At 60.7% G+C, this 24149-nt stretch carries 18 protein-coding genes and 4 tRNA genes; 15 read left to right on the plus strand and 7 right to left on the minus strand.

What is annotated here, in order from left to right; genetic code table 11:
• Positions 1-84: 84 nt before the first annotated feature.
• Positions 85-843: a demethylmenaquinone methyltransferase gene (locus L6963_RS07045; RefSeq protein ID WP_423816788.1), complete on the minus strand. Its 759-nt coding sequence runs from the start codon at positions 841-843 to the stop codon at positions 85-87.
• 99 nt (positions 844-942) lie between these two features.
• Here L6963_RS07045 and L6963_RS07050 point away from each other — a divergent pair, with 99 nt between their 5' ends.
• From L6963_RS07050 to L6963_RS07060, 3 genes are all read left to right on the plus strand, one after another.
• A complete protein-coding gene (locus L6963_RS07050) occupies positions 943-1713 on the plus strand; it encodes an ABC transporter substrate-binding protein (protein ID WP_237199115.1) in 771 nt (256 codons plus the stop codon).
• A 145-nt stretch (positions 1714-1858) separates the two neighbouring features.
• Positions 1859-2653, plus strand: a complete 795-nt coding sequence (locus L6963_RS07055; RefSeq protein ID WP_237184958.1) for an amino acid ABC transporter permease — start codon at positions 1859-1861, stop codon at positions 2651-2653.
• 30 nt (positions 2654-2683) lie between these two features.
• A complete protein-coding gene (locus L6963_RS07060) occupies positions 2684-3445 on the plus strand; it encodes an amino acid ABC transporter ATP-binding protein (RefSeq protein ID WP_237199114.1) in 762 nt (253 codons plus the stop codon).
• A 138-nt stretch (positions 3446-3583) separates the two neighbouring features.
• On the opposite strand, the gene rarD is transcribed toward L6963_RS07060, so the two are convergent.
• Both rarD and L6963_RS07070 read right to left on the minus strand, forming a co-directional pair.
• The gene (gene rarD, locus L6963_RS07065) at positions 3584-4552 is read right to left on the minus strand and encodes an EamA family transporter RarD (protein ID WP_237199113.1); all 969 of its coding nucleotides are present in this window, start codon (positions 4550-4552) and stop codon (positions 3584-3586) included.
• Positions 4553-4704: 152 nt separating this feature from the next.
• A complete protein-coding gene (locus tag L6963_RS07070) occupies positions 4705-6099 on the minus strand; it encodes a DUF6882 domain-containing protein (protein WP_237199112.1) in 1395 nt (464 codons plus the stop codon).
• Between the two features lie 242 nt (positions 6100-6341).
• Between L6963_RS07070 and L6963_RS07075 the strand changes: the two genes are divergently transcribed.
• Both L6963_RS07075 and L6963_RS07080 read left to right on the plus strand, forming a co-directional pair.
• Complete coding sequence (locus L6963_RS07075) at positions 6342-7649, plus strand: SseB family protein (RefSeq protein ID WP_237194848.1); 1308 nt, start codon at positions 6342-6344, stop codon at positions 7647-7649.
• Positions 7650-7680: 31 nt separating this feature from the next.
• Complete coding sequence (locus L6963_RS07080) at positions 7681-10137, plus strand: MMPL family transporter (RefSeq protein ID WP_237206163.1); 2457 nt, start codon at positions 7681-7683, stop codon at positions 10135-10137.
• A 122-nt stretch (positions 10138-10259) separates the two neighbouring features.
• Here L6963_RS07080 and L6963_RS07085 read toward each other — a convergent pair whose 3' ends face one another.
• Both L6963_RS07085 and L6963_RS07090 read right to left on the minus strand, forming a co-directional pair.
• Positions 10260-11762, minus strand: coding sequence for a catalase (locus L6963_RS07085; RefSeq protein ID WP_237194843.1), 1503 nt, complete (start codon positions 11760-11762; stop codon positions 10260-10262).
• A gap of 86 nt (positions 11763-11848) precedes the next feature.
• A complete protein-coding gene (locus L6963_RS07090) occupies positions 11849-12400 on the minus strand; it encodes a Fur family transcriptional regulator (protein ID WP_237199109.1) in 552 nt (183 codons plus the stop codon).
• Positions 12401-13360: 960 nt separating this feature from the next.
• On the opposite strand from L6963_RS07090, the gene L6963_RS07095 reads away from it, so the two are divergent.
• Both L6963_RS07095 and htpX read left to right on the plus strand, forming a co-directional pair.
• Positions 13361-15754, plus strand: coding sequence for an RNA polymerase sigma factor (locus tag L6963_RS07095; protein ID WP_237206164.1), 2394 nt, complete (start codon positions 13361-13363; stop codon positions 15752-15754).
• Positions 15755-15885: 131 nt separating this feature from the next.
• Positions 15886-16779, plus strand: coding sequence for a zinc metalloprotease HtpX (gene htpX, locus L6963_RS07100; protein WP_237206165.1), 894 nt, complete (start codon positions 15886-15888; stop codon positions 16777-16779).
• Positions 16780-16904: 125 nt separating this feature from the next.
• On the opposite strand, the gene L6963_RS07105 is transcribed toward htpX, so the two are convergent.
• Complete coding sequence (locus tag L6963_RS07105) at positions 16905-17396, minus strand: YajQ family cyclic di-GMP-binding protein (RefSeq protein WP_237184942.1); 492 nt, start codon at positions 17394-17396, stop codon at positions 16905-16907.
• 179 nt (positions 17397-17575) lie between these two features.
• Here L6963_RS07105 and L6963_RS07110 point away from each other — a divergent pair, with 179 nt between their 5' ends.
• From L6963_RS07110 to trxA, 3 genes are all read left to right on the plus strand, one after another.
• Positions 17576-17986, plus strand: coding sequence for a hypothetical protein (locus L6963_RS07110; protein ID WP_237199107.1), 411 nt, complete (start codon positions 17576-17578; stop codon positions 17984-17986).
• 154 nt (positions 17987-18140) lie between these two features.
• Positions 18141-18222, plus strand: a tRNA-Tyr gene (locus L6963_RS07115).
• Between the two features lie 122 nt (positions 18223-18344).
• A complete protein-coding gene (gene trxA / locus L6963_RS07120) occupies positions 18345-18725 on the plus strand; it encodes a thioredoxin (RefSeq protein ID WP_237184939.1) in 381 nt (126 codons plus the stop codon).
• 61 nt (positions 18726-18786) lie between these two features.
• Here the strand turns inward: trxA and L6963_RS07125 are convergent, their stop codons facing one another.
• Entirely contained in the window at positions 18787-19785 is a 999-nt protein-coding gene (locus tag L6963_RS07125) for a DNA-3-methyladenine glycosylase family protein (RefSeq protein ID WP_237206166.1), read from the minus strand.
• Positions 19786-19902: 117 nt separating this feature from the next.
• Between L6963_RS07125 and L6963_RS07130 the strand changes: the two genes are divergently transcribed.
• The 5 genes from L6963_RS07130 to L6963_RS07150 all read left to right on the plus strand — a co-directional run bounded on the left by L6963_RS07130 (position 19903) and on the right by L6963_RS07150 (position 24142).
• The gene (locus tag L6963_RS07130; RefSeq protein WP_237206167.1) at positions 19903-21507 is read left to right on the plus strand and encodes a DUF2079 domain-containing protein; all 1605 of its coding nucleotides are present in this window, start codon (positions 19903-19905) and stop codon (positions 21505-21507) included.
• A gap of 339 nt (positions 21508-21846) precedes the next feature.
• Positions 21847-23817 (plus strand): DEAD/DEAH box helicase, encoded by a 1971-nt coding sequence (locus L6963_RS07135; RefSeq protein WP_423816787.1) that lies wholly within the window; start codon positions 21847-21849, stop codon positions 23815-23817.
• Between the two features lie 80 nt (positions 23818-23897).
• Positions 23898-23969, plus strand: a tRNA-Thr gene (locus L6963_RS07140).
• Between the two features lie 26 nt (positions 23970-23995).
• Positions 23996-24069: transfer RNA gene (locus L6963_RS07145), tRNA-Met, on the plus strand.
• 1 nt (position 24070) lies between these two features.
• Positions 24071-24142, plus strand: a tRNA-Thr gene (locus L6963_RS07150).
• The last annotated feature ends 7 nt before the right edge of the window (positions 24143-24149 follow it).

Here is a 24149-nt window from a genome sequence, read left to right on the forward strand (position 1 = left end):
TTCAGTCACGGTGTCTTTCACATTTCTTCGGTGGGTGGCTGCGGCCCAGAGCCGCGGCAAGCTGCTGGTGTAAGTCTACCGGGTTTACTGCGCGGGTTTATAAGCGCGGTGCAGGGCTACAATGCCGCCGGTCAGGTTCTTGTACTGAACGTTCTGCCAGCCTGCTTCGGTGAAGTGGCGGGCTAGCTCGTCTTGGGCGGGCCAGGCCAGGATGGATTCGGCCAGGTACTCGTAGCTTTCGGGGTTAGATGAGACCTTGCGCGCAACCGGCGGAATCAGCTTCATGATGTAGTTGCGGTAGATGGCGCGGAAGGGCGCGAAGGTGGGGGTGGAGAACTCGTTGATGACGATGCGTCCGCCGGGCTTGGTCACGCGGTAGAGCTCGCGCAGGGCCTGGGGGTAGTCGGCGACGTTGCGCAGGCCGTAGCTCATGGTGACGGCGTCAAACTCTTCGTCGGCAAAGGGGAGGGCAGTGACGTCCGCCTGCACGAACTCGATGTCGGGGCGACGGCGGCGGCCTACGGCCAGCATGCCCTCGGAGAGGTCGGCGGCGATGACCTTAACACCGGCATCGGCGAAGGGCTCGGACGAGGTGCCGGTTCCGGCGGCGACGTCAAGGACCTTCTGGCCGGGGTGGGCGTCGACCGCAGCAACGGTCTGCTTGCGCCAGTAGATGTGCTGGCCCAGCGACATGATGCCGTTCATCAGGTCGTAGCGCTCGGCTACCTGATCGAACATGGAGGAGATGTCGGTGGTCTTTTTGTTAAGGTCTGCTCGGTTCACCCTGCCTATTTTGTCATGTTTGTGCCTAAAGCTCACCTTGGAGGTATGTAAAAAATTCATAATGAATATTCATGCATAGGTTTGCATTTTTACGCATAGCGGGGCAGAATAAAGCTCAAAGCACATCGCACCTACACAGTTTTAGATACGAGGTACACCATGAAGAAGGCCCCCTTCGCTCTCGCAGCAGCCGCCCTGATGCTCACTGCCTGTGGCTCCTCTAGCACCGGCACCACCACCGAGTCAGGCGTTTCCCTGATTTCAGAGGGCAAGCTGACCGTCTGCACCAACCCTCCTTACGCTCCTTTCGAATACGAAGAAAACGGCAAGATCGTTGGTTTGGACGCCGATATCGCAGCAGCTATCGCCTCAGACCTGGGCGTCGAAGCCGAAATGTTCACCACCAGCTTCGAGGGCATCCAGTCCGGTGTAGCCCTTTCTTCCAAGCAGTGCGACATTGCCCTGTCTGGCATCACCATCACCGATGAGCGCAAGACCGTCATGAACTTCACCGACTCCTACGTCGACGACAACCTGGCGATCCTGGTTCCCGCTGGCTCCGACATCAAGGGCGACGCTGACCTCTCCGGCCGCAACATCGGTGTGCAGCAGGCTACCAGCGGTGAAAAGTACGCCCAGGAAGCTGGCGCTAACACCGTCCAGTACGAAGACAACGGCCTGCTCCTGCAGGCACTACAGACCGGCCAGGTCGATGCCATCGTCGGTAACATCACCGTGCTGTCTGAAATGCTGACCTCTGACTCATCCCTCTCTGTAGTCCAGGAAATCGAGACCGGCGAGCAGATTGCCGGTGCCGTAGCGACCGAGAACACCGCCATGCTTGACTCTGCTAACGCCACCCTCAAGAAGATGGAAGAGGACGGCCGCATGGCAGACCTGCGCGAAAAGTACCTGGGCGTATCCCAGTAATCGCGGATAACGGGTAGTAGCATAAACCCAAGCTCACCAACGGGGGTAGGCTAGCGCAGGCGCAGCCTACCCCTCACCCGTATACCCCTTCTTCTACGCCGATACAAGCCCGGGCAACCGGGGAAACAAAAGGAAAAGACCACCCATGGCACTGTCGACCCGGCAGAAACAAACCTACGCCCGCTACGCCCAGTACGCCCTGCTGGCCATCATCGCACTCGTTGTTATTCTCGTCGCTGACTGGGGAACCCTGCGCGATAAGGCCTTCAACCCCGAGATTATTGCCCAGCAGTTCCCCAACATCATCACCGTTGCCCTCAAGAACACCCTGATTTACACGGCCCTAGGCTTCGTGGTGGGCCTGGCTGGCGGTGTTCTGCTGGCCCTGATGAAGATTTCATCGGTTGCCCCCTACCGCTGGCTAGCCTCGCTCTACATCGAGCTCTTCCGCGGTCTGCCCGCGCTGCTGGTCTTTATTGCCTTCGGTTACGGCATCCCCCTGGCCTTCGGCCTGCGCCTGAACAACTACGTCACCGTCATGCTGGCTCTGGGTATGGTGTCGGCCGCCTACATCGGTGAGGTACTGCGCGCCGGCCTGGAAGCTGTACCCAAGGGCCAGTACGAGGCAGCCCGCTCCCTGGGCATGAGCCACACCCGCGCCATGGTCACCGTCATCATCCCCCAGGCCTTCCGCATCGTCCTGCCCCCGCTCACCAACGAGATTATCCTGCTCACCAAGGACTCCTCCCTGGTCTACCTACTCGGTATGTCGGTAGCCCAGTACGAACTGACCAAGTTCGGCCGTGAAGGCATCTCGGGTTCCGGTGCGGGCCTCACCCCGCTCGTCCTGGCAGGCGCCTGCTACCTGATTATCACCGTCCCGCTGGGCTTCCTTGCCCGCCACTTCGAAAAGCGCGCCAAGGCCCGCTCCCGCAAGTAAAGCACCCACCTACCCCAGGAAGAACCAGCCATGACTCTTCAGACCGCACCAGCGTCCGTCACCATCACCAACCTGCATAAGTCCTACGGCGACGTCGAAGTGCTCAAGGGCATCGACATGTCGGTAGCCCCCGGCGAGGTCGTCTGCCTGATCGGCCCCTCCGGCTCGGGTAAGTCCACCCTGCTCCGCTGCGTCAACCTGCTCGAAACCCCTAACTCCGGCAGTATCGAGGTGGCCGGTCATTCGGTGACCGACCCCGATGTTGATATCGACGCCATGCGCCGCTCCGTGGGTATGGTTTTTCAGCAGTTCAACCTCTTTCCCCACCTGACCGTGCTCGAAAACTGCACCGTCGCTCAGGTCAAGGTGCTCAAGCGCTCTAAAGCCGAAGCCAAAGAAATCGCCCTGGCCAACCTCGAAAAGGTAGGCCTGGCCGATAAGGCGGCCCGCCACCCCGACCAGCTCTCCGGCGGCCAGCAGCAGCGCGTCGCTATCGCCCGTGCCCTCTCCATGAACCCCGCCCTCATGCTCTTTGACGAGCCCACCAGCGCTCTTGACCCCGAGACCGTGGGTGACGTGCTCTCTATCATGCGCCAGCTCGCCGCCGAGGGTATGACCATGATTGTGGTAACCCACGAGATGGCTTTCGCCCGCGATGTAGCTGACCGCGTGGTCTTCATGGACGGCGGCGTGGTGGTCGAGGAGGGCCCCTCCGACGCCGTCATCGGCAACCCCCAGCACGAGCGCACCCAGCTCTTCCTCTCCCGCGTGCTCAACCCCACCGCCCAGTAGATTTAGCCCAGTAGATTCAGCCCGGTAGGTTCAGCGCTGCCAGAGCATAAAAGCAGCCCAGGCCCCTTGATTGCGGACCTGGGCTGCTTTTTTGTGCTTGTTTTTCTGTGGGGCTGTCTCAGCCGGCTTTGATCTTGCCTAGTCGTTCTTGATCTGGGGCAGCATACCTGTGTTGGTATCGGGGGAGGGGACCTCGGCGGACGGCTGCTGGGCACGTGCCCTGCGCTGGGTGAGCAGGGAGTCGGTGATGAAGAAGGCCGCAGCTACCCACACCAGCATAAAACCTGCCCAGCGGCCCGCTGAGAGGTGTTCCTGGGTTACGAACAGGGCAACGAGGAACTGCAAGGTAGGGCCAACGTACTGCACCATTCCCAGCACAGAGAGCGGGACGCGGGCAGCGGCTCCCGCAAAGAGAAGCAGGGGCACCGCCGTGAGCACGCCGCTGGCTACCAGAATCCAGAAATGGGCTGGGCCTTCTGTCAGCAGGGTAAGCTGACCGCTGTGCGCAAAGTACCACATCAGTACAGCTGCCAGAGGGGTCAGGAGCAGGGTCTCCATGGTCAGAGATACCAGGGCCGGCACCGCCCCAATCCGTTTCTTGACCAGCCCGTAGAAGCCGAAAGTGAAAGCCAACCCCAGGCCCAGCCAAGGGATTGAGCCGTAAAAGACCACCATCACCAGCACCGCGAGCGCAGCAACACCGATACCGGCCCACTGGAGGGGGCGCAGGCGCTCACCCAGGAAGACGACGCCTAGGGCGACCGAGACAATGGGGTTGATGTAGTAGCCCAGGGAGGCTTCCATGACGTTGTTACTGGTGGTGGCAATGACGTAGAGCAGCCAGTTGCCGAAAATGAGTAGGCTAGCAACTAGCAGAAGGCCTACCTGGCGCAGATTGCCCAGCACCGTCAGCAGATTTTTGACCTGCCGGGTGAGCGGGAGCAGGGCTAAACAGAAGACCAGCGAAAACAGCACGCGGCCCGCCACGATCTCTAGGGGAGTGGCTGGGGCTGTCAGCATGAAGTAGAGGGGGAAGAGCCCCCAGATCAGGTAGCAGAAAAAGGCGTAGAGACCGCCCACTACCTGCTCATTTTTGGCTGTGCTCACCGTTGTGTTCCTCGTGCTTCTCTCGGTGGTGTGTGGGTTCTGCGTTAGGTAGGGACTTCTATCGCTCACGGGGAATGTGAGTCAGCGGCGCTACGAGAAAGTGGCTACCCGGTGCATACCGGGTAGCCACTGACAGGTGCTCGGGATGAAGCCTAGAGGCCGAAGAAGCGGCTGAAGAAGCCCTTCTTTTCTTCCTTGGGCTTAGGCTTAGTCGCAGCTTCTGCGCGTTCAGCCTCAAGATCGGGTGCCTGGCCAGCCAGACGGATGTCTGAGGCAGGGCGGGCAGGTTCATCAACCTGCTCGTAGCCGGCGGGGGCCTGCTCAGTCTGCTCAGCTTCTTCGATAACCTGCTCCGCAGCAACGGAACCGGTCTGGGGCTCCTCTACCTGAACAGGCTCATCGCGCACGATATCTTCATCGGCGATAGCGCTGGTGGTGACACGGCCGGGGCGGGCGTCCTCAGCAGGTTCGCGGTCGTAGGGCTGCTCGGCGTTGGGGTAAACCCGGTCGGTGGTGATGGTACCTTCGACCTCTTCCTCACGGGCAGCCTCTTCGGCGCGTTCCTTCTCGAGACGCTCGGCCTCAGCTGCTTCAGCTGCAGCGCGCTCTTCAGCGGCAGCAATTTCAGCCTCGCGAGCTTCGATGGCGGCCTGTTCAGCGGCCAGAGCTTCAGCCTCGGCTGCGCGAGCGGCTTCGGCGCGAGCCTCGTCCTCACGGGCAGCTTCTTCAGCCGCCAGGCGGTTAGCCTCTTCGCGGGCTGCGACCTGGGCAGCGGCCTCCTGGGCTGCTACTGCTTCGATGCCCTGACGCTCAGCAGCAAGCTGTTCGCGCAGGTCGCGGGCGCTCTGAGCCAGGCGAGCCAGCTCGTCGGCCCCAGCCTGGGGCTCAGCAGCCTCGATACCCGAAATCTTGCCGTTATCGAACCAGAGGCGCAGGGCGCCGTCCGAAGCGGTGATGACGGCGGTTGCCTCGGTGTCCCAGGCAATGTGGGCACCGCGCAGCTTGGCGTAGGAATCTACGGCGCGCAGGTGGTTCACGGCGGTGCCGGTCTGCAGGGCCTGCGCCATCACCTGGCCCATACGGTTGACGGTGGGAGCCTCAAGTTCAAGCTGGCTGCCATCGAGCAGAATCCAGGCACGGACGCCTGCCCCGGCAGTCACGGGGTAGTGGGCGTAGACGCCGGTCAGCGCCTTGGAGGCCAGGGTCAGTTTGCGGGCCAGACCCGAGTCGAGGGGGAGCTCATCGGTGGTGAGCTCAGAGATGCTGTGCTTCGCTCCGCCTTCACGCGCCTGGATTGCTGCCGAAACGACGCGGTCGGGGAAGTGACCGAGCTCCTGCCACGACCAAATCCAGGAACCGCGGTTCTCGGATTCAGTACCCAGCAGGTAGGGGGTGAGGCTTACGGAAGCATCAGACTGGAGGGTGAATGACGGTGCAGAGAAATCCACCGTCCATTCTGCGCCGCCGCTGATTTCAGCAAGACGGGCCTGGTACTCGGTGGAGATAAAGATTGAATCGTCAATCAGATCCTGCAGTGTAGTAGTCATACGGTCAAGGCTAGCAACTCTTATGGGGCTCCCGCACCTTTTTGCCGCGGTAAGAGCTTGAATTTCTGACATATTCAGCACCCTCCTTGAAACTAGGGGAGAATCACTCAGGAAGAAGGCGGGTGTGCTCTGCCCCGAGGCGGGTAGTTTCTTGGTTTAATGGGGTAGATAACTCGCGCCCCTTGGCTTTACCTCCGGTAGCGCCGATAGGGCTTTGCTTCGCCCAAACCTTCAGGAACAGTATGTCGCCTTCTTCGCCCCGTTACACCGAGATTGAACGCCCCGCTATGGTGCAAGATGCCTTGAACGCTATTGGTAGCTGGATGCTGGGCACGGTTAAGGTTGAACCCGGCTGGAATGAGCTGGTACTCGATATCAAGCCCCTATCTGAAACTGTATTTGTGCGCATTACTGAATCACGCGATGAGCAGGACTATGTGGGCACTGTGGGGCCGGTGAAATCTAACAGCCCGGTGCTTCCCGCTATTGAGCAGCTGCAGCACGCCTCTTTTGTTGAGGGGGAGGGCACCTGGTTCACCGCATCTGTGGTGATTACCGCCAGCAACTGGCCTGAGCCCCAGTACCAGATTGGGGCGTCCTACGACCGTGCCCACGAGCCGGTGGACTGGAACGGCGAGGGCCGCCTGAGTGCCCGCGATATCCGCGCCCACTTTGAACTTTTCCCCCGCGACCCCGAGCACGTGCCTGACTGGGCTGCCGTGCGTCTGGCAGGACGCCGGGGCGCAGGTTTCGCTGAAACCGGTGGGGAAGGTGCCCTGCCTGTAGGCCCCGTCAACCGCTATCTGACTGAGGCCCTGGCGGGCTTCGCAACCGCCAGGAGCGAGCAGTCCTTAGCGAACGTCGTCCGTACCGCCCAGGGCGGCAATCTCATCATGGATATCTCCCAGAGCACGGTGACTCCTGAGGGTACCCCTCAGCTCAACTACCAGGTGCTGCGCCTTGCTAACGGCATGAGGGCACTGACCGCCTACTCAGCAACTGAACCTGCTAAAACCTACTCAGCTCAGGTGCTGAACGCCCCTCACCCCCGCCTGGTGGTAGAACACGCCATGAAGGTTTTCCTGCAGGTAGCCCACGACGAAACAATAGACGTGCTGGTGCTGGACCCCGGTAGCGAGCACGAGTGCTTTATTGAAAAAGCCCAGATCCAGTGGGTGATTGGGTCCCCGCATAACATGCCGGCCCAGCGAGCTCTCGTTGAAGAAAATATGCACGACCTGCTGATGGCTCTCACAGCCCCTGCATCTGTGCTCCTGCTGGGTGTACGTGCAGATGATCCGGTAGGCCACCCTGTCATGCTTAAGAAAGACGATGACAGCGAAGAAAACGTCGCCTTAGTCTTTACAACAGCTGCCGAAGTTGCTGCTCTTGACCCGACCCTGGTGGTACGTAGCGCCCCGGCACTCGAGGCCCTCAAACTCTTTGCCGCCGGTGAAAGTAGCGCTGTACGCATCAATGCCCTGGCACCCCACGCCACTCTCCCCATGGAACAGGTGCGCCAGCTCATTTCAGTAGTAGAATCTCAGTAAACCCCCACCCCCTTACTTCAGGAGTTCCCCCATGACAGGCGCCCTGCGCACGCTCGGCCTCACCGCGGCTCGTCATGCCCGAGCCACCATCGTGATATGGCTGGTACTTCTGATTCTTGCAGCCGTTGGGGCACTGACCCTAGCACGCGGTGCAACGGCTAACTACACCATGCCGGGGGCTTCTTTTGAAGCTGTGCGGGAAGACCTTCAAGCCAAGATTCCCGACAACGGTATCTCTAGCGGCTACGTGGTTCTTGAAGCCGACAACGGTTTCGATGACACCCAGAAGCAGGCAATCGCCCAGGCTGTTACTACGATCGACCAGCTGCCCGAGGTTGCTGGTTCCCTTGACCCCTTCGTGGCAGCAGATGCGGTGACCCAGGCATCCGTGCAACTTGAGGACGCTAAAGCCCAGCTAGCCCAAGCCAAGGCGCAAATTGATGAGGGACAGGCCCAGCTAGATGCCGCTAAAGCAGCCCTACCTCAGGGGCTGAGCTCAGAAGAAATTGCGGCACTAGCCCCCGACCTGGCGGCTCAAGAAACCGCCCTGGCGCAAGCCCGCACCACCCTGCGATCCAACCAGGATAAGGTCGATGCTGCCCAGCGCGAACTAGATGCGGCGGCCGACGCGAACATGGTGAGCGAAGACGGTACCGCTGCAATCGTCAATATCGCCTTCAACCAGGACACTAACTCCCTGCCCACCTCGGTGCGGGAAGAAGTCTTTAGCACCTTTGACACGCTCAAAGACACCGGCCTAACCGTCAACTACAGCTACGAGCTCGACCAGGACGTCAGCGACGTCTTCGGTATCTCAGAAATTATTGGCCTGGTCGTAGCCTTTATCGTCCTGCTGATTACCCTGGGGGCGGTCGTAGCCGCCGGTCTACCCCTGGTGCTCGCCCTCATCGGGGCCGGGACCGCCGTTGCCCTGGTGTACACCAGTACTGCCTTCATCGGTATGACCGCCACCGACCCCGTTCTCGCCCTCATGCTGGGTCTTGGCGTCGGTATCGACTACGCCCTGCTGATTCTCTACCGCTTCCGCGAAGAACTACGCGACGGAGAAGACGTGCTGGACGCAGTAGGCACCGCTAACTCAACAGCAGGTCACTCCGTGCTCTTTGCCGGAATGACTAACATCATCGCGCTGTCTGCCCTTTGCCTGACAGGCCTACCCTTCCTCGCCATCATGGGCTTCGCCGGTGCCTTTGCCGTAGCCCTCGTCGTGGCTTCCTCGCTCACCCTGGTACCGGCCGTCCTGAGCCTGCTGGGCACCCGCGTCCTCACCCGCGCCCAACGGGAGGAACTGAAGCAGCTCAACCTGGCCCGCACCCAGGAAATCCAGGTACCCCGTAACCGCCGTGAAGCCTTCGCCGAAATCGAAGCCGCCTACAAGGGCTGGGGAGGCTTCGTGACCCGCCACCCCATTGCTATGACCCTCGTTTCGGTAGCTGTGCTGGTACTGGCGATTATCCCCACCACCTCCCTCCGACTGGGCCTGCCCGACGGCTCCTACCAGGCCACCGACTCAACCTCCTACCAGGCATACCAGACCATCTCCGAAAAGTTCGGTGAAGGCGTCAACGGGCCTATCATCGCGGGTGTTACCCTCACCGTCCCCGGTGACGAAGCCCGCCTGCGCGACGTAGCCCTCGACGTGGCAGACCGCCTCAAAAACAATAAAATCGAAAGTGTCGCCATCGTCGCTACCAGTGACGACAACGCCACCGCCATTTTGGCCTTCTTCCCCAGTGAAGGGCCCTCGGCAGACAGCACCCTCGCCACCGTTCATTCCATGAACGACAAACTGGAGGCCACCGAAAAAGCCACCGCAACCACCATCGGCCTGACCGGCTCCACCGTAGCCAACATCGAGATTTCAGAACGTATCTCAAGTTCTATCCCGCTCTACCTCGGGGTCGTGATTGCCCTTTGCCTGGTCCTGATGGCCTTTGTATTCCGCTCCATCATCGTGCCGGTCATGGCCACTATCGGCTTCCTGCTGTCTACCCTGGCATCGTTCGGAGCCGTCGTCGCTGTTTACCAGTGGGGCTGGCTAGCTGACATCTTCGGTGTTACCCAGCCCGGGCCTATCCTGGCCTTCCTGCCCATCCTGCTCATCGGCATCCTGTTTGGCCTCTCGGTCGACTACCAAATCTTCATCGTCTCGGGCATGCGCGACGCCCACCGCAAGGGCCACTCGGCAGGCGATGCTGTTGTACTGGGCTACAAGCAAGGTGGCGCCGTTGTGACCGCCTGCGGCGTCATCATGGTCGCTGTTTTCGCCGGCTTCATCTTCTCCCACCTCACCGCAGTGCGCCCCATCGGCTTTGCCCTAGCCCTGGGCGTCGCCATGGATGCCTTCCTCATCCGCACCACCTTCATCCCCGCCACCATGTATATGCTGGGTGAAGCTGCCTGGTGGTGGCCCTTCGAGAAGAAGGAACGCGACGAAGAAGACGCCCCCAAACACATTGCCGAATAAGGTACAGAGCAAGGCCTAACCCCGCCAGCTTGCACCAGCACCACAAAGCCGCCCCCGACGTCCTTACCCAAAAGGACGCCGGGGGCGGCTTTCTTGCGAAAAGCTAGGCTTTACCGCAGACCTTAGGTGGTCTGGGGAGTAGGCTCGTCGTTCTTCTCGTTGTTGTGCTTGTAAGCTTCACGGACGCGGGCGCCCAGCTCTTCGTGGACTGAATCCCAGTACTTGAAGGCACGCTCACGAATCTCGTCAGAGACAACAGCACCAACGTGACCGGCGATGTTCTCGACCAGGCGAGCCTTAGCGGCATCGTCCATGACATCGGCGTAGAGGGTGCGGGCCTGGCCGAAGTCATCGTCTTCAGCGTGCAGGGTGGCAGCAGCGCGAACCAGGGCGCCATCAGCTTCCCAAGAACCCTCACCGGCGCGGGCAGCGTCAGCGTGGGGGCCACCGAAGGTGTTGGGGGCATAGACGGGGGTATCGGGGCTGTTGAAGGTGTAGCGCATAGCGCCGTCCTGGCTGTAGTTGTTCACTTCAGCGTTCTTCGCGTAGTTGACGGGCAGGTCAGCGAAGTTGGTGCCCACACGGTAGCGGTGGGCATCGGGGTAGGAGAAGATACGGCCCAGCAGCATCTTGTCGGGGGAGGCTGCGATACCCGGAACGAAGTTGGAGGGTGAGAAGGTAGCCTGCTCAATCTGAGCGAAGAAGTTCTCGGGGTTCTTGTTCAGGGTCATCTTACCCACCTTGATCAGGGGGTAGTCAGCGTGGGGCCAGACCTTGGTCAGGTCGAAGGGGTTGAAGCGGTAGGTCTTGGCGTCCTCGTAGGGCATGACCTGAACGTAGAGAGTCCATGAGGGGAACTCGCCACGCTCGATAGCCTCGTAGAGGTCCTGACGGTGGTAGTCAGCGTTTTCGCCAGCGATACGCTCAGCGTCAGCACCGGTCAGGAAGTCGTTGCCCTGGTCGGTCTTGAAGTGGTACTTGACCCAGAAACGCTCACCTTCGGCGTTGATCCACTGGTAGGTGTGTGAACCGAAGCCGTCCATGTGGCGCAGGGTAGCGGGGATGCCGCGGTCACCCATGAGCCAGGTTACCTGGTGGGCTGACTCGGTGCGAAGGCTCCAGAAGTCCCACTGCATGTCGTTGTTGCGCAGGCCGTTGCCGGGTAGACGCTTCTGGGAGTGGATGAAGTCGGGGAACTTGATGGCGTCGCGGATGAAGAAGATGGGGGTGTTGTTACCGACCAGGTCGTAGTTACCCTCGGTGGTGTAGAACTTGACCGCAAAACCGCGGGGGTCGCGCCAGGTGTCGGGTGAACCCTGCTCACCGGCAACGGTGGAGAAACGAATCAGCATCTCGGTGGATACACCGGGCTGGAAGAGAGCTGCGCGGGTGTACTTGGAGACATCTTCGGTGGTCTCAAAGACACCGAAGGCGCCAGTGCCCTTAGCGTGTACGACACGCTCGGGGACGCGCTCGCGGTTGAACTGGGCGAGCTTTTCGACGGTGTAGGCGTCGTGCAGGACGATGGGGCCGTCGGCACCTACGGTCAGGGAGTCGTTGTCTGAGGCAACGGGGGCACCCTGGGTGGTGGTGGTAAATGAACCGGGCTTAATCGGGTTGTTCATTTTTCCTACTTTCCTGTGTGGGGTTGCTTTCTGCTTGTCTCTAGGGGCGGTTCTAGTAGGCAGGCAGAGGGTGATGACGCTCTGCCCTAGCTGGCCAGTGCCTGGTTGGCAGCTGCCTGCTGGGCGAGGGCCACTTCTTTTTCGTCGGCGTTTTGGCAGTCGGAGCAGATGCCTCGGTAGAGCACATCGGCGCTGAGAAGTGCCATGCCGTGAAAATCGCTGGGGGTGAGGCAGGGGGCGGCCCCGATGGCGCAGTCCACGTCTTCGACCTTGCCGCAGCGGATGCAGTAGGCGTGGTGGTGGTTGTCGCCGGTGCGGGTCTCGTAGAGCCCTGCTGACCCCGGTGGTTCGAACTTGCGGAGCATGTTGATGTCGGTGAGGTCGGCAAGGACGACGTACACCGACTGTACGGTGATGCCCGGTAGTTCCTGGCGGACGGCGGTAACAACGGCGTCTGCGGTGGAGTGGGGGTTATCGTGCACAGCGGCAAGCACGGCGAGGCGTTGCTTGGTGACGCGGCGTCCCTTGGCTCGGAGTTGGGCCGACCAGGCTTCTTGGTAAGCACTGGCAGGGGGCTCGGTGCTGCCGGGGATGTGGCTGCAGCCGTTGGCTCCGAGGGTGCTCATTGTTGACATCATGTCACCATAATATCCTTATTTTGAATCTTTCACAATAAGGTAAGGCTGGGTAGCCCCTCAAGAATGCCTGGGTTGAACCTTGGGTAAGGTAGTCCAGTAGGAGCACCCAGTTGGCCCTGCGTGGAAAGGAGGGCGGACGTCCGCACCTACCTGTTGCGAGCGATGCGGCGGCTTTGCCCGGCGTAGAGCTTCAAACTTTTAAAAAACTTTGAGAAGCAAAAATGCTTGTCAGATGTGCATTTAAGGGGGTCTGAAAAAGTTTTTTAAAAAACTTCCCGTTTTCGCGTCATGAAACGGGCTCAAACGGCTCTTTATCTATGACAGCGCAAAACTGTCGGGTGTGCCTACCGGTTTTCATGATCGGCTCGGTGGCACACCACCCCCAAACTGCTATGGGAAGCAGGGCGGGGAACAAGGGAATAAATCGTGCCCGTCAATCGTGGGGATTCGACGAGCACAACGGCACCTCGCCGGGACTAGGGGAAAACACCCCGGCGCCCAAGGAGCCAACACTGTGATGTGTTAAGGTGCAGAGCCGCCGCTGCTGGAACTTATCGAGCGGCTCTGCCCACCACACACAGAAAATAGCCACCGCACAGGGCCGTTCGCGGGTTCTGTGCCAGGGCAAATACATACAACCCAATACACTTCAGATGCTTTCGCAGGCACTGAAACGCAAAGTGCCAACGCTGTTCGTGGGTGGTGGCACACAAGCTACACACTCACCACCGGCAGGCGGCACCTCCAGGGAAGGGGGAGCTGCTGCCACCAACAGAGGGTAGAGAGGCTCGCACCGCTTTACCGCTAGGGACAACAACGGCCCGGCCCCTGTCACCGCATAGGGGTCGGGCCGTTGTTGTTCTTTCCACAAACTACTGCACACAGGGCATAATCCCGATAGACTAATAGAATGCCCCACCACTCTAACTAGGGGTAACTCGCATAAACCCAGGGATTTTCATGCAATCACACAACACCGCGCAACCAGCTACTGGCGGCCCCACCGACGAGCTGCTGCTCTCGGACGTCCGCGAAGGCAAGCTTGATTCGTTCGGCGTTCTGTATGAACGTTACGTGTCGATGGCTCGCGCCATCGCTTATAAGCACACCTCTAACAACACCCTCTCAGAAGACATCGTCTCCGAAGCCTTTGTGCGTGTGCTTCAGGCCCTCAAGAACGGTAAGGGCCCCCGAACCTTTATGGGGGGCTACCTTGCTACTACCATTGCCCACCTGGCGGCAGAAAATGGCCTGATTGCCCAAAAAGAAGTGCCCAGCGAAGAAGAGCACCTGGAATCCATGGGCTCGCTGGACGAAACCGTCTTGAAATTACACGAATCAGACGAGCTCATCAGCGCCTTCACCGGCCTGCCGGAACGCTGGCAGACCGTGCTCTGGATGACCGAGGTTGAAGATAAGAAGCCCCGCGAAGTCGCCCAGACCATGAATCTTTCTGCCAACGCCGTCTCGGCCCTGGCTACCCGTGCCCGTGAGAGCCTGCGCGAAGGCTTCCTGCGGGCCCACCAGAACGCGCCGAAGACCGACGAGTGTGCCCAGTACTCACCCCACCTGAGCTCTATGGTGCGTGGCTCCCTGACCAAGAAGCGTAGTGAAGCTCTGCGCCTGCACCTGTCGGTGTGCTCCTACTGCACCTCGGAATACCTGACCCTGGCCGGTATCAACAAGTCCATGCGTGTTTGGGTTTTCCCCGTGCTGGCGGGCCTGGTGCCCGTTATCACCGACGGTTCCAAGGTGCTTCTGCCCTTCCTGGCCGGTGGTGTGGCTGGTAGCGCCGCCGCTGGTGCCGGCGCCCAGGGTGGCCTTTTCTCAGGTTTTGGGGGCGGACGCTGGACGCCCGGCAGCCAGGCCCTGGCAGGTGCCGCTGCGGTCGTGACCGCTATCGGTGCTGTGGCCGGTGGTATGGCCCTGGTCAATAATTCTTCGGCCGGTTCAGCGGTTATCAGCGCAGACTCCCAGCTGCAGACCCCTAAAGCCCAGCCGAGCGACGATACTTCAGGCGTTACCGATAGCCTGGTGAACGAGCCCCAGAGCGTCTCTAGCGGCATGACCGCCGAAACCTTGCGCTCGTCCGTAGCCGTTAACGGGCCCTCAGCTGGCCAGGGCAGCAGCAGCTCTAGCAGTGCTGCCTCTTCAAGTTCTCTGGCCAATGCGGTGGCGCCGGAAGCTCCTGTTGCGCAGCCGCTTGCTGCTGCCTCGTCCGACGGTAGCTCTGCTTCAACGAACAAGACCGCTGAGTCTGCTGCATCTAGTGCGAGTGCTCCTGCCACTTCTGAAAATGCTACAGCGTCTCTGACTGAGCCTGTTTCTGCGCAGGTTCCTCTGGCTCCTGCCCCTGAGTCTTCGGCTGCCCCGGTCACCCCTGAGCTACCTGCTGCTCCCGAAGCCCCTGCTGTTCCCTCGCAGCCGGAAGCTCCTGCCGAGCCGGTCACTCCCTCTGAGCCAGCCCCTCCGGCAGAACCTGAGACCCCGATTGCTCCCGAGCAGCCTGTGGACCCTGAGGTTCCTGTTGAGCCCGTGGACCCGGAAGTTCCGGTCGAGCCAGTTGACCCCGAGGTTCCTGTTGAGCCTGTCGATCCGGAAGTTCCCGTTGACCCGGTTGACCCGGAAGTTCCTGTTGAACCTGTGGATCCTGAGGTTCCCGTTGAGCCCGTTGACCCGGAAGTTCCGGTCGAGCCTGTGGACCCGGTTGAGCCCGAAGTTCCCGTTGAACCGGTCGACCCTGAGGTTCCCGTGGACCCGGTTGAGCCAGAAGTTCCCGTGGACCCGGTTGAGCCAGAAGTTCCCGTGGACCCGGTTGAGCCAGAAGTTCCCGTGGACCCGGTTGATCCTACTGATCCTGTCGACCCTGTTGAGCCTGTCGATCCGGAGGTTCCCGTTGAGCCTGTCGATCCGGAAGTTCCGGTCGAGCCCGTTGACCCGGAAGTTCCGGTCGAGCCCGTTGACCCGGAAGTTCCCGTTGAACCTGTCGATCCTGAGGTCCCCGTAGACCCTGTTGAGCCAGAAGTTCCTGTTGAGCCTGTCGACCCGGTTGAGCCTGTCGATCCGGTGGATCCCGATACTGGAATCCCTGAGATTCTGGGGCCCCTGGACTGGGTGGGTACTCCGGAGTACTACGAGTTCATCGCTAATACTCCCTGGGATACCATTGGGCACCCCGTTGGTGACAACCGTATGTGCATCATCACCTTCCTGGTCACTGACTCTGAAGGTGCTGAATTCCCCTCAGGATTTGGAACCTACCTGCCCCCCATCATCATCGAATCGCCCTATGCCACCTACGTGCTTGAGAGCTACTTTGGCATCAGCCGAATTCAAGACATCACCTGCTACTAGGTAAGAAACGCCTACCGGCCCCGCACAAGGGGACTCGGTGGGCGTTTTTCTAAAGCCTCTAGCGGAACACCGGGCACTATCTCAGCTTGGGCATCTAACCTAGAAATCAAGACCCCGACGAAAGGACTTTCATGCACAGCCATAACAACGGCCTCAAAACAGCCCTGCTCTTGGGGTCGATGGTAGGTTTCCTACTCCTTATCGGCGCGGGGCTGGCCTACTTCACCCGAAGCTCAATCTTCATCCTGATATTTGGCCTAATTGGCGTCGGCACCGTCGCCTACACCTACTGGAATTCTGACAAGCTCGCCATCCGCTCCATGAACGCCTACCCGGTTACCCGCGAGCAGATTCCCGGCCTCTACGCCATCGTTGAAGAGCTCTCAGCTAAGGCCAACCAGCCCATGCCCAAACTCTACGTTGCCCCGACCATGACCCCTAACGCCTTCGCTACCGGCCGTAACCCCCAGAACGCCGCGGTCTGCTGCACCGAGGGTATTCTGCAGCTGCTCGACGAGCGCGAGATGCGCGGTGTGATTGGTCATGAGCTCATGCACGTCTACAACCGCGATATTCTGACCGGTTCAATTGCTGCCGCTATCGCCTCCGTCATCGGTACTATCGCCCAGTTTGCTACCTTCGGCGCCATGTTTGGAGGTAACCGCGAAGAGAACCGCGGCGGTGGCCTCGTCTTTACTCTGCTCATCGCCTTCCTCGCACCCCTGGCCTCAGCCGTTATGCAAATGGCTATTAGCCGCACCCGCGAATATGATGCCGACGAGGACGGCGCCCGCCTCACCGGCGACCCGCTGGCGCTAGCGTCCGCCCTGCACAAGCTGGAAAACGGGGTGTCACGCTACCCCATGAACCCCGAGAACCGCCAGACCGCAGGCGCTGCCTCCATGATGATTGCTAACCCCTTCCGAGGCGGTGGTTCGGTTAAGAACCTGATGGCCACCCACCCGCCCATGGCTGACCGTATCGCCCGCCTCGAAAATATGGCTCGTCAGAATGGGCAGCTCTAGACTTCAGGTCACGCTGACTGAAAGTTGACCGTACAAATCTGAACAGGTTAAAGAAGAGCTCCCCACCTGCCCGGGCAGGTGGGGAGCCTTATATCTAGGTGCGGACGCCCCTATGGGGCAGGTGCCTAGCGGTAGTTGACGAACTGCAGGTCAACCTCAAGGTCGGCGCCCTTGAGTAGGGCAATGACGTCCTGCAGGTCATCGCGGGACTTGGAGGTTACGCGCAGCTCATCGCCCTGAATGGTAGCCTTGACCGACTTGGGGCCCTCTTCGCGAATGAGCTTAGAGATTTTCTTGGCCTGGTCCTGGGCGATACCCTCCTTGATAGAGGACTCAATGCGGTATTCCTTGCCAGAAGCGTAGGGGTCGCCGGAATCCAGGGACTTGAGTGAGATGCCGCGCTTGACCAGCTTGGACTGGAAGACATCGAGCACGGCCAGGGCGCGCTCCTCGGAGTTGGCCTTAATCAGGATCTTTTCGCCGGAGAAATCAATTTCAGCGCCGACACCGCGGAAGTCGTAGCGCTGGGCTACTTCCTTCTGGGCCTGGTTGAGGGCGTTAGAAACTTCCTGCTTGTCGACCTTTGAAACAACGTCGAATGATGAATCGCTTGCCACGGGTATTTACCTCTTCTGCTTGTAGACGGTGTGACTTATGCCCCTGACATAACGGTGCGGGGAGGGGCTTCTCTACAAAGGTACCCTGTTTTTCGGAGGGTATGCAGGTTATCGCAATCGTTATGAAACTGTGACACCATTCTCAGCTAAAGTTCATCTTGGTTTGGAAGGATGAAGCTATGGCTGAAAAGAAAACAGCTGCCCACGCTGCAGCCGGCATACAGCCCGGCTCAGGAACCACTCCGGCAGCGCACCAGGTACTAGCTGTAACTGACGAGACCATGCAGCGAGCCTACGAGGCTCTCCTTGCAGATTTAGTGGCAGACGGCTTTACTGCCGCCGATGCGACTGCCCCGGCGGGCAGCGGCTCGCCTGAAGTCGAACAGGCCCCAGATTTTACCCGTGGGCTAGGTCAAACCCTGCACGATGCTGATTTGGTCGCTAGATTCGAGGGCGTGAAAGAAAACCTCTCCCGCGAAATTCGTGGCGGTATGTGCACCCCCGACCAGGCTTATGCCTACCTAGAAAACCTTGAAATATCGCTCCTGCTAGAGCAAGAAGCCCTGGCGGCAAGCTCTGCATCCAACTAGCCTTACCCCGACCGGCGCCCGCTCTCACAGCGCGCCGGTCGGCCCGCTTAAGTGGTCTTTGCAACAAAAGCTACTTTCGGTTTGGCAAGCTGTCTAAAAGTGTGTAAAGTATTCTACTGTTCGCTCAAACGAACACATTCAAGAAATTGAATACGGCAGATTACCCGAGCGGCCAAAGGGGGCTGACTGTAAATCAGCTGGCATTGCCTACGGGGGTTCAAATCCCTCATCTGCCACAGCGAAAATCCCGCCTCACACGAGGCGGGATTTTTTATTCCCCTGGTGAGCTAGCTTCATTATCAGAGAAACCGGCCACAGTCTTTAGACAAGCCCCGATAAAACCGGTAGCGTGTTTCTCATGGCAACCATTGAAATTACCCAGGAAAACCTGACCCAGAACGTCGAAAACTCAGACATTCTCTTCCTCGACTTCTGGGCCGATTGGTGCGGCCCCTGCAAGCAGTTCGGCCCCATCTTTGAAGCTGCATCTGAAAAGCACGCCGACATCACCTTCGGCAAGGTCGACACCGAAGACCAGCAGCAGCTGGCCGCCGCAGCAGGTATCACCTCTATCCCCACCATCATGGGCTTCCGCGAGGGCGTTCTCGTCTTCTCTCAGCCCGGCGCCCTGAATGCCCAGCAGCTCGACCAGATTATCGACGCGGTCAAGGGTCTGGATATGGCCGAGGTACACAAGCAGGTTGCCGAGGCTGAAGCAGCCCAGGCTGAGCAGGCCTAAAGCCACTAACTTTCTTTATATTAAGTCGCCCTCCCCCTAATTGGGGGAGGGCGACTTCGTCTTAGAAGGACCGCATATCCTGCGGGGCGTATCTGGGGCCGCGGCGCGGTTCGCTGATCCCGGCGGCCTTGATGAGGGCCACGACCCGCTGGCGGTGCCCGGCATAGGGAGCAAGTAGCTCTACCATGCGGGCGTCATCGCCGCGGGTACCATCGAAGGCGTAGGTGACGTGGTGGGCAAGGTGGTAGTCGCCCACGCTGACGGCGTCGGGGTGGCCGCAGTAGCGTTGCAGGGTTTCTGCGATGGTCCAGGGGCCAATACCGGGAACCGAGTTCAGTGCCCGAGCGAGTTCGCTCACGCTGTGCTGGGTGGCAAACCGCTCGAAGGACTCAGCCCGGTTCGCATAGTGCACCATGGCAGATGAGCGGGAGCGGTCAAAGCCAGCGCGGTGGTAGGCCCAGTCAGGAATCTGGGCAAAGGCGGACGCCTGCGGGAAGATAACAAGCCCCGGCGGCTGGTCGGGGAGCCCGGTTGCAGGAGCTGGTTCACCGTACTGGCGTAGCAGGGCCCGCATACCTCCCATAGCCTCGATACCGGTGACCCGCTGTTCGGTGATGGCCAGTAGCAGGTTCTGCGAGAGCAGGCCAATAGAGGATAGCCGCAGCCCCGGCGCCTCGGCCCGGGCCTGCACCAGCCTAGCTGGCAGCTGCCCCCAGGCCTCTGAGGCGTAGAAGCCGGCCCACCGGTCCTGCTCACCCACCCAGCCCGGCACGCGAGCCGCAAAAGCTTCCAAGGCGGACGCAGATGATGTACCGCTAGGGGAGCTGTCACCTGCCCAAATCGTTACCTCAATCGGGGCATGCAGGTCGGCGGGGTGCGTCCTGGCAAAACGGACTGCCAGCCCTACCCCGGCTTCGCGGGCCGTTGCCCAAAAAACTGGGCCTGCAGGGCCCTGAACCTGCCGAAACAGGGGATCAAAAGTACCTCGTTGCAGGGTGGCGAAGGTCTGGCCCAGGTGAACCCGGTGGGTCGGATCCAGAACAAAATGCGCTCGCAACATGCTCCCCATCGTCTCATACCCGCCCACCCTACCCCGCAGAACTGCCCTGCACTTGTCTATACTCGTACAAGAGCCACACAGCCTGTGGCAGGCCCCGTCCCCTGATAAAGAAGGCGCATGAGCTCCTCCCTACTGCCCGCAGAAGCCCACCCCCGTAGAGCCCGCACCAGCGCAGCGGCTCTTGCCCTGGCTGTATTCGCCCTCTACAGCGTCTACTCCTGGTTGCAGTGGCGGCACTACGTTATACCTTCCTGGGACCTGGGTATCTTCTCTCAGCTGGCTAAGGCCTATGCCGCCGGGCAGACCCCGATCGTGCCCATCAAGGGGGAGGGGTTCAACCTGCTGGGGGATCACTTCCACCCCGTCACCGTGCTCCTAACCCCCTTCTACTGGCTCTGGCCGAGCCCCGCCACCCTGCTCTACGTGCAAAACGGGCTGGTTGCCCTGTCGGTCTACCTGCTGGTGCGCTTTGCCCAGCGCGTCCTGGCACTCTGGGCAGCCCTGGCTCTTGGAACTGCCTATGCCCTGAGCTTCGGCATCCAGCAGGCCGTTGCTGTCCAGTTCCATGAGGTCGCCTTCGCCCTACCCCTGCTGGTCATGAGTCTGGGCTACCTGGCGCTCACCCGCCTGACGGACGCTCCCGCCCCCCTCCTGCGCCGCTCTATCTATTGGGCAGCGCCCCTGGTCTTCGTCAAAGAGGACGTCGGTATTACGGTTCTCCTCATCGGGCTGGTAGTCCTGGCCCGCACCGGCTGGTTCTCCACCGCAAGTAGCATTGCTTTTCCCTCGGCGTCCGCCCCGGTACGCCCCCGCCGCGAACGCTACCGCACCCTGCTGCGCTCCTGGGGCAATACCCCCGCGGTCGCCGAAGCCAGCCTGCTCATGCTCTGGGGAATAGTCTGGCCCCTGCTCGCCATCGGCCTTATCCTGCCCCACTTCAACACCGGGGGAGTCTTCGACTACTCCGACAAACTCGACATTGCAGCGGCTATCGGCGACCCGCTTGGCGCCTTCGCCCAGCTCTTCTACCCCTGGCAAAAAACCGCCACGCTCGGGCTGCTCCTACTCACCGGCGTCCTGGCCTGGACCGCCAGCCCCCTCGCCCTCATCGCAGCCCCCACCCTCATCTGGCGCTTCCTCTCCCCCCAAGAGGGCTACTGGGAACCCACCTGGCACTACAACCTCGTGCTCATGCCCATCGTCTTCACCGCCCTACTCGACGTGCTCGCCCGCGCCACCGCCCGCACACACGTCCCCGCCTACCGGCTCGGGGCAACACCCGCCGGGCGCACCGTCCGCACAATCCTTGCAACCCTGCGCCACCGCGCCCCGGTAGCCCTGCCCGCGCTCGCCCTTATCGTCAGCCTAGGATTCCTGCCCAACCAGCCCCTGGTCCAGCTGGCTGATCCGGACTTTGCCACCACTGAGCTTTCCACCGCTGACCAGATGAAGGCCGAAGCTGTCGCCGCTATCCCAGAAGGTGCCACCGTAGCTGCCGACCTCTCCGTCCTCACCTACCTGGTGCCCAACCATACCGCCTACTGGATCGGCCACTCAGGGGAACCCGGCCCCGACTACGTGCTCGTCGACAAACTCGGCAGCGCCTGGGGTGGCAACCCACCCACCAGCGCTGTCGCCTATGCCACCGGCCGCTACGGTACCGCTACCTACGTTCACTACCGCACCATTGGCACCATCGACATCGCCATCCGCACCCGCTAGCTGTACCCTCTATCACCACCCGGGCCCAAAACGCCCAAACTAGGGTAGAGTTGAAAACGTAAGACTCGGGAACCCCCGACCATTTCTCTTCAGCGCCCACGCCCGCTACTGGCACACAACCACAGGGCCACGCGCGTTCAACGAACATACTTAGGCTAAGCAGACCGTTGAACCTTCGACTAGAGAACCTGATGTGTAATCAGCTCGCCCAAGCGCGCACCCCTGATAGCCAGCGCCCACGAACCGAAGACCTCTGATCTTTGAGGCCCCTCGCGAGCATTCCACGGGGACACCCCGTACAGCACCTCCACCTCAGTGAGAGTGCTGAAACCCCACTCGATGAGGACAACATTGACTGAAAATACTGCCGTTAACGCAGAAACCGCAACCGACGCCATCTTCCAGGAACCGGTTGTAGATGCCCCCACCCAGCAGGTAGAAAAGGACGAGGACGGCGGCACCCGCTTCACCGACCTGGGCCTGGATGCCCGCGTCCTGGCAGCCCTCGAAAAGGTCGGCTACGAAAAGCCCTCACCCATCCAGGCTGAAACCATCCCCCTGCTGCTTGAAGGCCGCGACGTCGTCGGCCTAGCCCAGACCGGCACCGGCAAGACCGCAGCCTTCGCCCTACCCGCGCTCTCAACCCTGGCAGAACTGGCCGACATCAACGGCGTCTCCAAAGATACCCAGGTGCTCGTCCTGGCCCCCACCCGCGAACTGGCCCTGCAGGTTGCCGAAGCCTTCTCGTCCTACGCAACCGAAATGCCCGACTTCACCGTGCTGCCCGTCTACGGCGGCTCACCCTACGGCCCCCAGCTGGCGGGCCTCAAGCGCGGCGCCCAGGTCGTCGTCGGTACCCCCGGCCGCGTCATTGACCACCTGAAAAAGGGCTCCCTGGACCTCTCCAACCTGCAGTACCTGGTACTGGACGAAGCTGACGAAATGCTCCGCATGGGCTTCGCCGAAGACGTAGAACAGATCCTGGCAGACACCCCCGACTCCAAGCAGGTTGCCCTCTTCTCAGCAACCATGCCCAAGACCATCCGCAAAATCGCTGAGCAGTACCTCAACGACCCCGCAGAGGTCCGCGTCAAGTCAAAGACCACCACCAGCGCCAACATCCGCCAGCGTTATATGCAGGTCATGCACTCCCACAAGCTCGAGGCCATGACCCGCGTGCTTGAGGTTGAAGACTACGACGGCATCATCGCCTTCGTCCGCACGAAGAAGGAAACCGAAGAAGTCGCCGACAAGCTCAAGGCCCGCGGCTACCAGGCTGCCGCCATCAACGGCGACATCCCCCAGAACCAGCGCGAACGCACCGTCGAAGCCCTGCGCGATGGCCGCATCGACATCCTGGTCGCCACCGACGTCGCCGCCCGCGGCCTCGACGTCGAGCGCATCTCCCTGGTCGTCAACTTCGACATCCCCCACGACACCGAATCCTACGTGCACCGCATCGGCCGAACCGGCCGCGCAGGCCGCGCAGGCGAAGCCATCCTCTTCATGACCCCGCGCGAAAAGTACATGCTGCGTCAGATCGAAAAGGCAACCCGCCAGCAGGTCGAACAGATGCACATGCCCACCGTCGAAGACGTCAACGCCAACCGCAAGCAGAAGTTCGCCCAGCAGATCACCGACACCATCGAAACCGAAGACCTCAGCTTCTTCCGCGAACTCATCGACGCCTACGCCAACGAACACGACGTCGAAGGCGAAGAAATCGCAGCAGCCCTGGCCGTCATCGCCCAGCAGGGCCGCCCCTTCCTGGCCGAAGAAATGCCCGAACCCAAGAACAAGAAGCGCGACCGTGACCGCGACTTCGACCGCGACGACAAGCCCCGCGGCGGCCGCCGCCACTCCGAAGAAGGCATGGTTGACTACAAGCTCAATGTAGGCCGCTCCTCCCACGTCTCACCCGCAGCTATCGTCGGTGCCCTCACCAACGAAGGCGGCCTCAAGGGCAAGCAGGTCGGCGCAATCGATATCCGCCAGCACTTCACCATCGTCTCCCTGCCCGAAGCAGAACTGCCCGGTGATTTCTTCGACCGCCTGCGCGACACCCAGGTAGCTGGCGAATTCATCAACATCAAGCGCGACCGCGGCCCCAAGGGTGGCGGAGGCGGACGCAAGTTCGACCGCGACGACCGCGGCTTCGGTAAGAAGGACTTCGGCGGCAAGAAGAAGTTCGACGGCAAGAAATTTGACCGTGACGACCGTGGCTTCGGTGGCAAGAAGAAGTTTGACCGTGACGACCGTTTCGGCAAGAAGGACTTCGGCGGCAAGAAGAAGGGCCGCAAGAAGTTCTAAGGGTTGTGCCCTAGAACACCCCAAAAAGCAGGTTCTAGATTTGCGTCTTCCAAAGGTTGTACCGTAAGCTAGTATCTGTTGCCCCGATAGCTCAGTGGTAGAGCGCCATCTTGGTAAGATGGAGGTCCCGGGATCGATTCCCGGTCGGGGCTCTGTATGAGCCCAAAAGTTCATACGTGGCGGTGTAGCTCAGCTGGTTAGAGCGCACGACTCATAATCGTGAGGTCGACGGATCGAGCCCGTCCACCGCTACGCCCCGATAGCTCAGTGGTAGAGCGCCATCTTGGTAAGATGGAGGTCCCGGGATCGATTCCCGGTCGGGGCTCAGATAA

It is taken from the genome of Rothia nasimurium (genome assembly GCF_928392795.1).
Classification (GTDB): domain Bacteria; phylum Actinomycetota; class Actinomycetes; order Actinomycetales; family Micrococcaceae; genus Rothia; species Rothia nasimurium_F.